Raw genomic sequence first — 14,775 nt, 5'->3', positions numbered from 1 at the left:
CACCCAAGCAATTTGAATGCTCCAGGCCCCAGGGCGAAAGAGACCAGATTGCGGTGTGTGAAGACGAAACGAACCGAAAGTTCGTGACGCTCAACCGCAACACACAAACTATCGCATGCCCATTCGCTGGAACGTGACCGCAAGGCACGCGCTGGCTACCGAATTTCTTGACGACCATAGAGCATTGGAACCACCTGATCCCATCCCGAACTCAGAAGTGAAACGATGCATCGCCGATGGTAGTGTGGGGTTTCCCCATGTGAGAGTAGGTCATCGTCAAGATTAAATTCCGAAACCCCTATCTGCTTATGCAGGTAGGGGTTTTGTTTTGCCCGCCGGAAAGTTCTTACAACAAGCGCGGACAGCTTCCGGCTGTCACAACCCCCCGACAGTGCTAAGGTTCTGCCCTAGCTTTTGCATTTTCAAGGATGCCTTTCATGCCGGACGCAACGTCCCTTAGCCCAGCTTTCATGGTGGTTCACGGGAATCGCCTTGATGAATTGCGCAGCCTGGTGATCAGCTTGATGCGGCGCTACCCGCTGGCTCCCCTTGAAAATGAAATCGCCTTGGTACAGAGCAACGGTATTGCCCAATGGCTCAAGCTCGCACTGGCTGAAGACCCGGAAGATGATGACTCCGGCGGCTGCGGTATTGCGGCGGCCATTGATGTGCAATTGCCGGGCAGTTTCATGTGGCAGCTGTATCGAACAGTCCTGGGGCGGGACGAGATTCCGGCCAAGTCCCTATTGGACAAGGCTCCGCTGACCTGGCGCCTGATGCGCCTGCTGCCGCAGTTGATCGAGCAGCCTCATTTCGAACCTTTGCGACGATTCCTCACCCACGACACCGACCTGCGCAAGCGCTATCAACTGTCCGAGCGCCTTGCCGATCTGTTCGACCAGTACCAGGTGTATCGGGCCGACTGGCTCGAGGATTGGGCTGAAGGTCGACACCAGACACGAAATGTCCGAGGCGAAATCAAGCCGCTCGCACCGGCGAATTGCTGGCAAGCGGAACTGTGGCGTGCTCTGTTGCTGGATGTGGGTGAACAAGGCATGGCGCAAAGCCGTGCCGGCGTCCACCAGCGCTACATCGAGCGTATCAACAACCTGGAAGTCGCTCCGAAAGGCTTGCCGGCGCGGGTCATCGTATTCGGTATTTCTTCGTTGCCTGCCCAAGTCCTCGAGGCGCTTGCCGGTCTTTCCCGGTTCAGCCAGGTTCTGCTCTGCGTGCATAACCCGTGTCGTCATCATTGGGCGGACATCGTCGCCGACAAGGATCTGCTGCGCCACCAATACAAGCGTCAGGCCCGCAAGACCGGCATGCCCGCCGTCCTCGATCCGCAAACCCTGCATCAACATGCCCATCCGTTATTGGCTGCCTGGGGCAAACAGGGGCGCGACTATATCAACCTGCTCGACAGCTACGACGACCCCAACAGCTACCGCGCGGTATTTCGCGATGGGCGAATCGACCTGTTTACGGATGGGACCCCCACGACCCTGCTCAGTCAGTTGCAGGATGACATCCTGGAGCTGCGCCCCCTGAACGAAACCCGGGAGCACTGGCCTGTCGTCGATACGGAGCGAGACGGCTCGATCCGCTTTCATGTGGCCCACGGCGCCCAGCGTGAAGTCGAGATACTCCATGACCAGTTGCTGGCCCACTTCAGTGCGGATCCGACCCTGCGCCCACGGGATATCATCGTCATGGTCCCGGACATCGACAGTTATGCGCCGCACATTCGCGCAGTGTTCGGCCAGCTCGACCGGAGCGACCCTCGTTTCATTCCATTCACGCTGACTGACCAGGGCCAGCGTGGACGTGATCCATTGCTGATCGCCGTCGAGCATTTGCTCAAGCTGCCGGACAGTCGTTTCCCGGTCAGCGAAATCCTCGATCTGCTGGATGTCCCGGCGTTGCGCGAACGGTTTGGCATCGATGAGGCCGACCTGCCGACATTGCACCGCTGGATCGAAGGGGCGGGGATCCGCTGGGGGATGAGCGCCGAACACCGTGCCGGGTTGGGCTTGCCCGCGGAGCTTGAGCAGAACAGCTGGCGTTTCGGCTTGCGTCGCATGTTGCTGGGGTACGCTGTCGGCAGCTCGCAGGCCTATGACGGCATCGAGCCCTATGACGAGATCGGCGGCCTGGATGCGGCATTGATCGGTCCGCTGGTTGCGTTGCTGGATGCCCTGGAAGTCGCTCATCAGGAACTCACCCAGCCGGCATCGCCGCAGCAATGGGGGGCGCGCCTGCACGACCTGATGCAGCTGTTTTTCCTGGCGAGCAACGAGCATGACGACTATTTGCTGGCCCAACTCGAAGACTTGCGTGAAACCTGGCTGGAAACCTGTGAGTCGGTGGGGCTGCAAGATGAATTGCCGCTGACCGTGGTACGTGAAGCGTGGTTGGCCGGGCTGGATCAGGGGCGACTGTCCCAACGCTTCCTGGCCGGAGCCGTCAACTTCTGTACCTTGATGCCAATGCGCGCGATCCCCTTCAAGCTGGTGTGCCTGCTGGGGATGAATGATGGTGATTACCCGCGAGCCCAGCCACCCTTGGACTTCGATCTGATGGGCGGCGATTATCGCCCTGGCGATCGTTCCCGTCGTGAGGATGACCGTTACCTGTTGTTGGAAGCGCTGCTTTCGGCCCGGGAAAAGCTGTACGTCAGTTGGGTGGGGCGCAGCATCCGCGACAACAGTGAACGACCGGCATCGGTGTTGATCGGCCAACTGCGCGATCATCTCGCCAGCGGCTGGCGGTTGGCCGATGACAGCGAGAGTCTTCTCGATGCCCTGACCCAGGAGCATCCGCTGCAACCATTCAGTGCGCGTTATTTCCATCAAGGTGACGAACTGTTCAGTTATGCCAGCGAATGGCGAATGCTCCACGACACCTCCGATGACACTGACAAAATCCAGGTGCTGGCACCTTACGTCCAGGAAGAACCCTTGGGCCTCGGTCAGTTGCAGGACTTCCTGCGCAATCCCGTCCGCCATTTCTTCAGCCAACGGCTGAAAGTATTCTTTGAAGCCATCGAGGCGCCTCTGGCCGATGACGAACCTTTCGTGCTCGATGCGCTGCAACGCTACATCCTGAGTGACAGCCTGCTCGAGGCTGCGCTGGTACGCCTGGACCAGTCGGATCTGGCCCTGACCGCCCACGCCCAGAGACTCCAGAACAGCGGCCTGTTACCGATGGCCGGGTTCGGAGAGTGTATGCAGCGTGAGTTGATCGAGCCCCTGCCGGATCTGCTCCAGCGTTACCAACAGCTTCTGGCGTTATGGCCCACACCGCTGACCAGTGCCGTGCCTGTCAGCCTGCACTTGCAGGGCGTGAGTGTCGAAGGATGGCTCAGTGGCCTGCACCAGCGCGCCGACGGTGCGGTCCTCGCCATCACGGCTATACCCAATAGCATCGGTTCCACCAAGACCCGCAAGTGGCATCGCCTGATACGGCCCTGGGTCAACCATCTCGTGGCCTGCGCTAACGGCTTGTCGTTGACGACAGCGCTGGTGGCCAGTGATGACAGCTTGCTGCTGGCACCTTTCGAAGAGCCTGTCGCACGAAGGTTGTTGGGCGACATGCTGCAGGCTTGGCAGACGGGTATGCGCCAGCCGCTGCCGATCGCAGTGAAGACGGCTTTCGCCTGGCTCGGCCAGAATGATCCACTCAAGGCCGAAGCCGCGGCGCGCAAAGCCTATGAGGGCGATGGACAGACGTTTGAAGGCGAACGGCGGGAAAACCCGGCCTTGGCGCGACAGTTTCCGGATTTCGCGGCCTTGATGGCTGACGAAACATTCCCCGACTGGTGCGATGCGCTTTATCGGCCATTGCTCGAAGCCCCATGGCGTTCATCGGCCGGCGAGGAGGCCCGTTCATGAGTCGGCAGACACCATTGGCCCTGGCTTTTCCGCTACGAGGCAGTCAACTGATCGAGGCCAGCGCCGGTACCGGCAAGACCTTCACCATTTCGGCGCTGTACCTGCGTCTGGTGCTGGGGCATGGCGGTTCGGTGTCCGGTTTTGGCCGCGAACTGCTTCCGCCGCAAATCCTGGTGGTGACCTTTACGGACGCTGCCACCAAGGAGCTGCGTGAACGAATTCGCACCCGTCTGGCCGAAGCCGCACGTTTCTTTCGCGAAGAGATTCCAGCCCCGGATTCACTGATCGCTGCATTGCGCGATGAATTCAGTGCCGAGCAATGGCCCGGCTGCGCGAACCGGCTGGACATCGCCGCGCAGTGGATGGACGAAGCGGCCGTCTCGACCATCCATGGCTGGTGCCAGCGCATGTTGCGTGAGCATGCCTTCGACAGCGGCAGCCTGTTTACCCAGACCCTGGAAACCGACCACAGCGAATTGCTGGGGGAGGTATTGCGCGATTACTGGCGGCTGTTCTGCTATTCGATGCAAGGCGAGGCGCTGAATTGGGTGCGTACCCATTGGGGAGGGCCGGCTGCGCTGTTGCCACGGGTGAGGGGGTTGTTTTCCAGCGAGCGTGGCGACGCTGACGGGCTTGAGCCTGCCGAACTCATCGCTGCCTCCCTGCAGGAGCGCAGTGCTGCCTTGCTCGATCTCAAGGCGCCATGGCGACAGTGGGCCGTGGAGCTGCTGGAGATCTGCCAGCAAGGCGTCGCCAGCAAGTCTGTCGATGGGCGCAAGATGCAGGCGCGTTACTTCGAACCGTGGTTTCAGAAAATCACCGCCTGGGTCGATGACGAAAGTCTTGAGTTGTTGGACATCGGCACCGGGTTCACGCGCCTGACCCCCGAAGGCATGGCCGAAGCCTGGAAAGGTGAAGTGCCCAACCACCCCGGGCTGGACGCCATGGCCGGTCTCAAGGCCAGCCTGGATGCGTTGCCCACGCCAGACGCCGCCGTGTTGCAGCATGCCGCGCAATGGGTCGGGGCGCGTTTCGAAGCCGAGAAACGCCGCCGCGCCGAAATGGGCTTCGACGACATGCTGCTGCGTCTCGACGCGGCGCTGCAGGCCGAGGGGGGCGAGCGTCTGGCGAGCCTGATCCGCGAGCAGTTTCCGGTGGCGCTGATCGATGAGTTCCAGGACACCGACCCGGTTCAATACCGGATCTTCGAAAGCATCTACCGTATCGAAGACAACGACGCTGAGACCGGACTTTTCCTGATCGGCGATCCGAAGCAGGCGATCTACGCTTTTCGCGGTGCCGACATCTACACCTACCTGCGTGCGCGCCAGGCCACGGTCGGCAGGTTACATACCCTGGGCACGAATTTCCGCTCCAGTCATGCCATGGTGGGTGCGGTAAACCATATTTTCCAGAAGGCCGAGTCCCGTCCGAAGGGGCACGGTGCCTTTCTGTTCCGTGAATCTTCGGGTGAGAACCCGGTGCCGTTCCTGTCCGTTGAGTCCCAGGGGCGCAAGGAGTCCTTGCAGGTGGCAGGACAGGCCGTTGCGGCGCTGAATATCTGGCACCTGCCGTCGGAGCAGCCGCTTTCCGGTGCGGTGTACCGGCAATCCATGGCGGCCGCCTGCGCCAGCGAGATCACGGCATTGCTCAACGGTGGCCAGTCGGGACGCGACGGGTTCACGGTCGATGGCGAAACGCTGCGCGGGTTGCGCCCGGCGGATATCGCCATCCTGGTGCGCGACGGTAAAGAAGCGCAGGCCGTGCGCGCCGAGCTGTCCGCGCGGGGCGTGCGCAGTGTCTATCTGTCCGACAAGGATTCGGTCTTCGCTTCGCAAGAGGCGCGGGATTTGCTGACCTGGCTCAGGGCCTGCGCCGAGCCGGATGTGGAGCGACCGCTACGGGCAGCGCTGGCCAGCATCACGTTGAACCTGCCGCTGACGGAGCTGGAGCGTCTCAATCAGGATGAGCTGGCCTGGGAAGCCCGGGTCATGCAGTTTCGTGGTTATCGCTCGGTCTGGCGCAGCCAGGGCGTGCTGCCGATGTTGCGACGCTTGCTGCATGATTTCGAACTGCCCCAGGCCTTGATGGCGCGCAGCGATGGCGAGCGGGTGCTGACCAACTTGCTGCACCTTTGCGAACTGTTGCAGCAGGCCGCCGGTGAACTGGATGGCGAACAAGCCTTGATCCGCCATTTGTCCGAGCACCTGGCTTTGTCCGGGCAGGCGGGGGAAGAGCAGATCCTGCGCCTGGAAAGCGATGAGCAGTTGGTCAAGGTGGTCACGATCCACAAGTCCAAGGGGCTTGAGTATCCGTTGGTTTTCTTGCCCTTCATCTGTTCGACGAAACCGGTGGATGGCAGTCGATTGCCGTTGCATTACCACGATGAGGCCAACAAGGCGCAGATCAGCCTCAAGCCTACCGCCGAACTGATCGCCAAGGCCGATGATGAGCGTCTGGCCGAGGACCTGCGGCTGCTCTACGTGGCACTGACCCGTGCGCAACATGCCTGCTGGCTGGGGGTGGCGGATCTCAAGCGGGGCAACAACAACAGTTCGATCCTGCATGTGTCCGCGCTGGGTTATCTGTTGGGCGGCGGTGTGCCGTTGGCCGAGTCGGTGGAGCTGATGCGTTGGCTGGAAGACCTGCAACAAGGCAGTGTCGCGGTGAGTTGCCAGCCAGTGCCCGAAGCCACCGACGAGCGCTACCGGCCGCCGCGCAACGACGCTGTGTTGCTCGAACCCTTGGTGCCTTTGCGAAAAGCCAGCGAAAATTGGTGGATCGCGTCTTACAGCGCCCTGCGCATCGGCGAAAGCCTGAGCGAAGGCAGCGATACCGCGCCAGAGAATCCGCAAGCCCAGAAGTTGTTCGACGATGAGCGACTGGACCCGGACGCTCCCAGGGAGACCATCGCCCTCGGTGGCGATATCCACCGTTTTCCCCGAGGCCCCGGCCCCGGCACTTTCCTCCATGGCCTCTTGGAGTGGGCCGCCGGGGAAGGTTTTTCATCTGCGCCGACGGATATCGAGGATGCCATTGCCCGACGCTGCAATCGCCGAGGCTGGAAAGGTTGGATCATCACATTGAGCGACTGGCTGCAGCACCTGATCAAAATGCCAATGCCCGTCGGCAACGACCAGGCGCCGGTGGTGCTTGAACAACTGACCCGCTTCCAGGTCGAGATGGAGTTCTGGTTCGCCAGCCACAAGGTCGATGTGCAAAAGCTTGATCAACTGGTTTGCCGCTTCACCCATGGCGGTGTGGCCCGCGTCGCGGCGGAACCGGTGCTGCTCAACGGCATGTTCAAGGGCTTCATCGATTTGACGTTCGAACACGACGGTCGATATTACGTGGCCGACTACAAATCCAACTGGCTGGGTGTCGATGACATGGCCTACACCGTACAGGCCATGGAACAGTCGATCCTGGACCATCGCTACGACCTGCAATACGTGCTGTACCTGTTGGCCCTGCATCGCCAGCTCAAGGCGCGGCTCCCAGGTTACGACTACGACCGGCATGTCGGCGGCGCGCTCTACCTGTTCCTTCGCGGCACCCGCTCGACCAGCCAGGGCGTGTATTTCACCAAGCCGCCACGGGCCTTGATCGAACAACTGGATCGGCTGTTCCAGGGCGCGCCCGAACCCAAGGCCGAGCCGGCGTGGGTACAGGGAGAGCTGCTATGAGTCGTTCCTTTGCCGATCTGCTGCCCAAGGCGTCCGACGACGAGAGCCCGGTTGACCTGGCCCCCTTGAGCCGTGCCCAGGACCTGCTGTTGTTACTGACGCGCTGGGTCGAGCGCGGCTGGTTGCGCGCCCTGGACAAGGCATTCGTGGCGTTCCTCCATGAACTGGCGCCGGACGATGATCCCTTGGTCCTGCTCGCCGCTGCGCTGACCAGTCATCAACTGGGCCACGGGCATGTTTGCCTGGATGTGTTCGAGACCCTCAAGGAGCCGGACTTCGCCCTGTCGCTGCCCCCCGAGGGCGACCTGCAGCCAGGCGTGATGCTGTTGCCCTCGCAAATATTGCAGACACTGGACGGCGCCCATTGGTGCAAGGCCCTGGCGTCCAGTCGTCTGGTGGCCCTGGCTGCGGATGAAAGCGAAGAGGCGCAGCAACGTCCGTTGGTGCTGTCTGGCAAGCGTCTTTATCTGCGCCGTTACTGGGGCTATGAACGACGGATCGACGAGGCGTTGCGCCAACGGCTGACTGACCATGAAGCGGCGCCTGAGGACCTGCGCGAGCGTTTGGACGGGCTGTTCGGGCCGGCCAATGCCAACGCCCCGATCGATTGGCAGAAGCTGGCCTGCGCGCTGGCGACTCGCGGGGCCTTCAGTATCGTGACCGGCGGCCCGGGTACCGGCAAGACCACCACCGTTGTGCGCCTGCTGGCGTTGTTGCAGGCTCCGGCCGTCGAGGTCGGGAAGCCGCTGCGCATTCGCCTGGCCGCGCCCACCGGCAAGGCGGCGGCGCGCCTGACCGAGTCCATCAGCCAGCAGGTCCGGACCCTGGACGTGGATGAGGCTGTGCGCGAACGCATTCCGTGCGACGTCACGACGGTCCATCGTTTGCTGGGCAGCCGTCCCGGCACCCGGCATTTTCGTCACCATGCCGGCAATCGCTTGCCGCTGGACGTGTTGGTGGTCGATGAGGCGTCGATGATCGACCTGGAGATGATGGCCAATCTGCTGGATGCGCTGCCGACCCATGCCCGGTTGGTGTTGCTGGGGGACAAGGACCAGTTGGCTTCTGTAGAGGCCGGTGCGGTGCTGGGGGACTTGTGTCGAGACGCCGAGGACGGTTGGTACAGCCCCCGGACCCGGGCCTGGCTTGAGTCGGTCAGTGGTGAGAACCTGGCGGCCAGTGACCTGCGGCAAGACCTCGACGGCACTCATCCCCTGGCACAGCAAGTGGTGATGCTCAGGCATTCCCGACGCTTCGGCGAAGGCAGTGGGATCGGCCAACTGGCTCGCTGGGTCAACCAGCAACAGCCTGAAAAAGCCCGTCAGTTGCTGGAGCAAGGGCAATATGCCGATCTGTCCTCCCTGAAGTTGACGAGTGAGCACGACACCAAGCTGGAAAAGCTGTTGCTCGACGGCAAGCCAGAAGGGCCCCAGGGGTATCGGCATTACCTGAGCCTGCTGCGGCAGCGTCGCCCGGCCATTTCTCGTCCATTGGAAGACGGTTGTTGGGCCGAGTGGGCTCGGGAGGTACTGGCGGCCTTCGACGAATTCCAATTGCTTTGCGCGGTGCGTAAAGGCCCGTGGGGCGTTGAAGGGTTGAACCAACGGATCACCGCGGCATTGCTCAAGGCTCGCCTTATCGATAGCGATCACCAGTGGTACGAAGGACGCCCGGTGCTGATGACCCGTAACGACTATGGGCTGGGGTTGATGAATGGCGATATCGGCATTGCCCTCAAGCTGCCCGAGCGTGACGGGCCCGATGCCGGCAAACAGGTCCTGCGGGTCGCGTTCCCGCGTAATGACGGCCAGGGTGGTGTGCGTTTCGTCCTGCCCAGCCGACTCAATGACGTGGAAACCGTGTATGCCATGACGGTGCACAAATCCCAGGGTTCGGAATTCACCCATACCGCGTTGATCCTTCCGGATGCGCTCAACCCGGTCTTGACCAAGGAACTGGTGTACACCGCCATTACCCGGGGCAAGCAATGGTTCAGCCTGATCGAACCGCGAGAGGGCATCTTCGAGGAGGCGGTCCGGCGCAAGGTCAAGCGCTTGAGTGGGTTGATGCTGGAGTTGGAGCCGGCTGGCTGAATCATCAGCTTTTAATGGTTCATGCCCATGGCAATTCTGCCTGTTTCGCTCCGAAGTCTAGGTAACACGCGGCCTCGCTGGCTTTTGGGCACTGTGCTATCGTTCCGGCACTTATCGTCTGGATCAAGAGATTTTCCATGATAGTGCCTGTACGGGAGGCAGTGCGCAGCAAGGGGTGGGGGCAGTTTCTGCTTGCCGGCCTTTTGTGTCTGCTGCTGCCTGTCGCGATGGCCCAGGAGCAAGTCACCACGACCCAGGCCGAGCAGCGGGCCGAAGCGGTGACCCAGGTGGTGTTGGGCATTCTCAGCTACGCCCGTTGGCCCGTGGAGCCCACCCAACTGAAGCTGTGCATCGTCGGGCCGACCCAATACACCGACGATCTGGTCAAGGGCACCACCCAGGCCACGGGGCGGCCGGTGACGGTGCAGCGGCTGCTGGCCGATCATCCTGATGTCGCCACTGACTGCAACGCGGTCTACGTCGGCAGGCTGACCAACGATGAGCACACCCGTTTGTTTGCGTCCTTGATCGGCAAGCCAGTGCTGAGCATCAGCGAAGGCGGCGACCAGTGCACCGTGGGGAGCCTGTTCTGTCTGCGGGTCGGCGATGAACAAGTGTCTTTCGAGGTCAACCTCGACTCTGTGGCGCGCAGTGGTGTGCGCATCCATCCAAGTGTGCTGCAGCTTTCCCGTCGCAGGCCGGCGACGCCATGAAACAGCGCAAACCAAGGGTCCGTCCCACCCTGGGCTCGGTCATCGGTCGTGGCCATCTGATCGTCGCGCTGGTGGCCATCACCATGGCCAGTGTTTCCCTGACCCTGCTCGGCCTGCTGGCGTTGCGGGTCTACGCCGATCACAACCTGCACCTGATCGCCCGTTCGATCAACTACACCGTGGAGGCCGCCGTGGTCTTCGATGATTCGGCGGCGGCTACCGAAGCACTGGCCTTGATCGCCTCCACCGAGGAAGTCGCCGATGCCCAGGTGTTGAATGAACATGGCCGTCTGTTGGCGCGCTGGCAGCGACCGCAAACCGGCCTGTTGTCGGAACTGGAAGTACACATTGCCAAGGCATTCCTGGAAAAGCCCATCAGCCTGCCGATCGTTCATCAAGGGCAGAACATCGGCCGTATCGTGTTGGCGGGGCATGGCGGTAGCCTGCTGCGCTTTTTGCTCAGCGGCCTGGCGGGGATCATCCTGTGCACGGCGGTCAGTGCCTGGGTGGCGCTTTATCTGGCGCGGCGCCAGTTGCGTGCGATCACCGGGCCGCTGCGCAGCCTGGCCGAGGTGGCCCACGCCGCACGCAGCGAACGAGCCCTGGACCGACGCGTGCCACCGGCCGCCATTGCTGAATTGGATAACCTGGCCAATGACTTCAACGCATTGCTCGATGAACTGGAGTCCTGGCAGACCCACCTGCAAAGCGAAAACGAAACCCTGGCGCACCAGGCCAGCCACGACAGTTTGACCGGCTTGCCGAACCGGGCGTTTTTCGAAGGCCGACTGATTCGCGCCTTGCGCAATGCCGGCAAGCTCAACGAGCAAGTGGCCGTGCTGTACCTGGACAGCGATCGGTTCAAGGGTATCAATGACAACTTTGGCCACGCCGCCGGCGACGCGGTGCTGACGGCCGTGGCGACCCGGGTCCGGGCCCAGTTGCGCGAGGATGACCTGGTCGCGCGCCTGGGAGGCGATGAATTCGCCGTGCTGCTGGCGCCCCTGCACAAGGCCGAGGATGCCGAGCGGATCGCTGAAAAAATCATCGCCAGCATGGAAATGCCGATTCAATTGCCCGGCAACGCCTCCGTGCTGACCTCCCTCAGTATCGGCATTGCCGTCTACCCGGATCATGGTGACACACCGGGCACCCTGCTCCATGCCGCCGACGCGGCAATGTACCAAGCCAAACGCCTCGCTCGAGGCGGTCAACATACGGCGGGGTCGGATCACTCCGTCGCTGATTTTCAAACCAGGAGCTGACTCGTGCGTTCATACCCTCAATTTTCCCTGCGCTGGTTCGCGGCGCTGTTCTTGCTTGCCATCCTGGCCCTGAGCGGTTGCCAGACGGCCCCGCCGAAAGGCCTGACCCCGGCGCAAATTGCCGTACTCAAGCAACAAGGCTTCGAATTGACCGAGGATGGCTGGGCCTTCGGTTTGTCGGGCAAGGTGCTGTTCGGCAGCGATGTGGAAAATCTCAACCCGGCCAGTACCGAAATCGTCGAGCGCATCGGCAAGGCGTTGCTGGAGGCGGGCATCGAGCGGGTACGCGTCGATGGTCATACCGACGCATCGGGTTCCCAGACCTACAACGAACAACTGTCGATGCGCCGGGCCGCCAGCGTGGGCAAGGTGCTGACAAGCGTTGGCATGCGCGAAGAGAACGTCCAGTTGCGCGGCCTGGGCAGCAGCAAACCGGTCGCCTCCAACGACACCGCCAGCGGCCGCACCGAAAACCGCCGCGTCGCCATCGTGGTCATCGCCGACTAGTCGGCGAACACCATCTCCCGGCTGTCTCCCATCAGCAGGGGCTGATTCTGTTCAGTCACCTCGCGGATGTAATCCCACAACAGCGTAATCCGCTTGAGCTTGCGCAGGTCTTCCCGGCAGTACATCCAGAACTGCCGGGTGACGGTGATTTCCTCCGGCAGCACCGGCAATAGCCGTGGGTCCTGGGCAGCGAGGAAGCAGGGCAGGATCGCCAGTGAGCGCCCTTGCTGCGCGGCCACGAATTGCGCAATCACGCTGGTGCTGCGCAGGTGGGCGTTGGCGCCGGGCAGGACGTTGGCCAGGTAGAGCAATTCGGAACTGAACGCCAGGTCATCCACGTAGCTGATGAACGAATGCTTGCCCAGGTCGGCCGGGCGCTGGATCGGTGGGTGATTGTCCAGGTAGGGCTGGGTGGCATAGAGCTGCAGCCGGTAGTCGCACAATTTGCAGCACACATAGGGGCCATGTTCGGGGCGTTCGAGGGCGATGACGATGTCGGCTTCGCGCTTGGAGAGGCTGATGAAGTGCGGCAGCGGCAGGATGTCCACCGAAATGGCCGGGTAGGCGTCGACGAAATGGCTCAGTTGCGGGGTGATGAAGAAGCTGCCGAAGCCTTCGGTGCAGCCCATGCGTACATGGCCGGACAGCGCCACGCCAGAGCCTGAGACCTGTTCGCAGGCCATGTGCAGGGTGCTTTCGATCGATTCGGCGTAACCCAGCAGGCGCTGGCCTTCGGCCGTCAGGACAAAACCGTTGGTCCGGGATTTTTCGAACAGCAGCGTGCCCAGCGAGGCTTCCAGCGAGCTGATGCGTCGTGACACCGTGGTGTAGTCGACGGCCAGGCGCTTGGCGGCCGTGCTGGCCTTGCGGGTACGGGCCACTTCGAGGAAAAACTTGAGGTCGTCCCAATTCAGCGACCCCAGGGAGGTGATGTTTTTTTGCATGATGGACCGGCTTTTATGTGCATTCTTATTAGAAGTTTGCACATCTATACTCCAAAAACCGTCTCATCACCATGCGTGCCCCATGCACCTTGGTCTTTGCTGAACCAGCGCTCTCTATAAGAACAATCCCGGAGGCCAGCATGAACGTTTCCCTTACGCCCAGCGACACCACCCTGCAAACCGTCAGACTGCTGATCGATGGCGAGTGGGTTGAATCCCAATCCAGCGAATGGCACGACATCGTCAATCCGGCGACCCAGCAGGTGTTGGCGAAGGTTCCATTCGCGACGGCGTCGGAAGTCGATGCCGCCATCGCCGCTGCCCAGCGTGCGTTCCAGACCTGGAAACTGACGCCCATCGGTGCGCGGATGCGCATCATGCTCAAGCTCCAGGCGTTGATCCGCGAGCATTCCAAGCGCATCGCCGCGGTGCTCAGCGCCGAACAGGGCAAGACCATCGCTGACGCCGAGGGCGATATTTTCCGCGGCCTGGAAGTGGTCGAGCACGCCTGTTCCATCGGCACCCTGCAGATGGGCGAGTTCGCCGAGAACGTTGCCGGTGGCGTGGACACTTATACGCTGCGCCAACCGATCGGGGTGTGCGCGGGCATCACACCGTTCAACTTCCCGGCGATGATTCCGTTGTGGATGTTCCCGATGGCCATCGCCTGCGGCAACACCTTTGTGCTCAAGCCGTCGGAGCAGGATCCGCTGTCGACCATGCTGCTGGTGGAACTGGCCATCGAGGCCGGCGTACCGGCGGGCGTGCTCAACGTGGTGCACGGTGGCAAGGACGTGGTGGATGCGCTCTGCACCCACAAGGACATCAAGGCGGTTTCCTTCGTCGGTTCGACGGCGGTCGGTACCCACGTGTATGACCTGGCGGGCCGTCATGGCAAGCGCGTGCAGTCGATGATGGGCGCCAAGAACCACGCGGTGGTGTTGCCCGATGCCAATCGTGAGCAGGCCCTCAACGCCCTGGTCGGTGCCGGTTTTGGCGCGGCCGGCCAGCGTTGCATGGCCACCTCCGTGGTGGTGCTGGTGGGCGCGGCCAAACAATGGTTGCCGGAGCTCAAGGCCCTGGCGCAGAAGCTCAAGGTCAACGCCGGCAGTGAGCCGGGCACCGACGTCGGCCCGGTGATTTCCAAGCGGGCCAAGGCGCGGATTCTCGAGTTGATCGAGAGCGGCGTGAAGGAAGGCGCGAAGCTGGAACTCGATGGCCGTGGCATCAGCGTGCCGGGCTTCGAACAGGGCAACTTTGTCGGCCCGACCCTGTTTTCCGGCGTGACCACCGAGATGCGCATCTACACCGAGGAAATCTTCGGCCCAGTGCTGGTGGTGCTGGAAGTCGACACCCTGGATCAGGCGATTGCCCTGGTCAACGCCAACCCATTCGGTAACGGCACCGGCCTGTTCACCCAGAGCGGTGCAGCGGCGCGCAAATTCCAGAGCGAAATCGACGTTGGCCAAGTGGGCATCAACATCCCGATCCCGGTACCGGTGCCGTTCTTCAGCTTCACCGGTTCCCGTGGTTCGAAACTCGGTGACCTCGGCCCGTACGGCAAACAAGTGGTGCAGTTCTACACTCAGACCAAGACCGTGACCGCGCGCTGGTTCGATGATGACAGCGTCAATGACGGTGTGAACACCACCATCAATTTGCGTTAAGGAGCCGGAC

At 62.0% G+C, this 14,775-nt stretch carries 8 protein-coding genes and 1 rRNA gene; 8 read left to right on the top strand and 1 reads right to left on the bottom strand.

Features of this window, described 5'->3' with window-relative positions; all coding sequences use genetic code 11:
- Nucleotides 1-166: 166 nt before the first annotated feature.
- The 7 genes from rrf (at nucleotide 167) to BLP82_RS23930 (ending at nucleotide 12,154) form a co-directional block, all read left to right on the top strand.
- Nucleotides 167-282: ribosomal RNA gene (gene rrf, locus BLP82_RS23960) — 5S ribosomal RNA — on the top strand.
- Between the two features lie 155 nt (nucleotides 283-437).
- The gene (gene recC, locus BLP82_RS23955; protein ID WP_092173863.1) at nucleotides 438-3,890 is read left to right on the top strand and encodes an exodeoxyribonuclease V subunit gamma; all 3,453 of its coding nucleotides are present in this window, start codon (nucleotides 438-440) and stop codon (nucleotides 3,888-3,890) included.
- Complete coding sequence (gene recB, locus BLP82_RS23950; protein WP_092173859.1) at nucleotides 3,887-7,576, top strand: exodeoxyribonuclease V subunit beta; 3,690 nt, start codon at nucleotides 3,887-3,889, stop codon at nucleotides 7,574-7,576. Before recC ends, recB begins: the two co-directional genes overlap by 4 nt.
- Nucleotides 7,573-9,669 carry an exodeoxyribonuclease V subunit alpha gene (recD, locus tag BLP82_RS23945; protein ID WP_092173856.1) on the top strand — a complete coding sequence of 699 codons (2,097 nt, stop codon included), beginning with the start codon at nucleotides 7,573-7,575 and terminating at the stop codon, nucleotides 9,667-9,669. The genes recB and recD overlap by 4 nt, the downstream gene beginning before the upstream one ends.
- Before the next feature lie 137 nt (nucleotides 9,670-9,806).
- Nucleotides 9,807-10,382, top strand: coding sequence for a regulatory sequestration protein YfiR (locus BLP82_RS23940; RefSeq protein WP_092173851.1), 576 nt, complete (start codon nucleotides 9,807-9,809; stop codon nucleotides 10,380-10,382).
- Nucleotides 10,379-11,647 carry a diguanylate cyclase DgcN/YfiN gene (locus tag BLP82_RS23935; protein WP_092173846.1) on the top strand — a complete coding sequence of 423 codons (1,269 nt, stop codon included), beginning with the start codon at nucleotides 10,379-10,381 and terminating at the stop codon, nucleotides 11,645-11,647. Before BLP82_RS23940 ends, BLP82_RS23935 begins: the two co-directional genes overlap by 4 nt.
- Nucleotides 11,648-11,650: 3 nt before the next feature.
- Nucleotides 11,651-12,154 (top strand): outer membrane lipoprotein YfiB, encoded by a 504-nt coding sequence (locus tag BLP82_RS23930; RefSeq protein WP_092173841.1) that lies wholly within the window; start codon nucleotides 11,651-11,653, stop codon nucleotides 12,152-12,154.
- On the opposite strand, the gene BLP82_RS23925 is transcribed toward BLP82_RS23930, so the two are convergent.
- A complete protein-coding gene (locus BLP82_RS23925) occupies nucleotides 12,151-13,098 on the bottom strand; it encodes a LysR family transcriptional regulator (RefSeq protein WP_060739294.1) in 948 nt (315 codons plus the stop codon). The genes BLP82_RS23930 and BLP82_RS23925 overlap by 4 nt on opposite strands.
- 140 nt (nucleotides 13,099-13,238) lie before the next feature.
- Here BLP82_RS23925 and BLP82_RS23920 point away from each other — a divergent pair, with 140 nt between their 5' ends.
- Nucleotides 13,239-14,765, top strand: a complete 1,527-nt coding sequence (locus BLP82_RS23920) for a CoA-acylating methylmalonate-semialdehyde dehydrogenase (protein ID WP_092173837.1) — start codon at nucleotides 13,239-13,241, stop codon at nucleotides 14,763-14,765.
- The last annotated feature ends 10 nt before the right edge of the window (nucleotides 14,766-14,775 follow it).

Origin of the sequence: Pseudomonas sp. NFACC37-1 (assembly GCF_900101575.1) — a bacterium.
GTDB classification, from domain to species: domain Bacteria; phylum Pseudomonadota; class Gammaproteobacteria; order Pseudomonadales; family Pseudomonadaceae; genus Aquipseudomonas; species Aquipseudomonas fluorescens_AA.
Note: the sequence above shows the minus strand (reverse complement) of the source record. Positions and strands in the feature narration are given on the sequence as shown.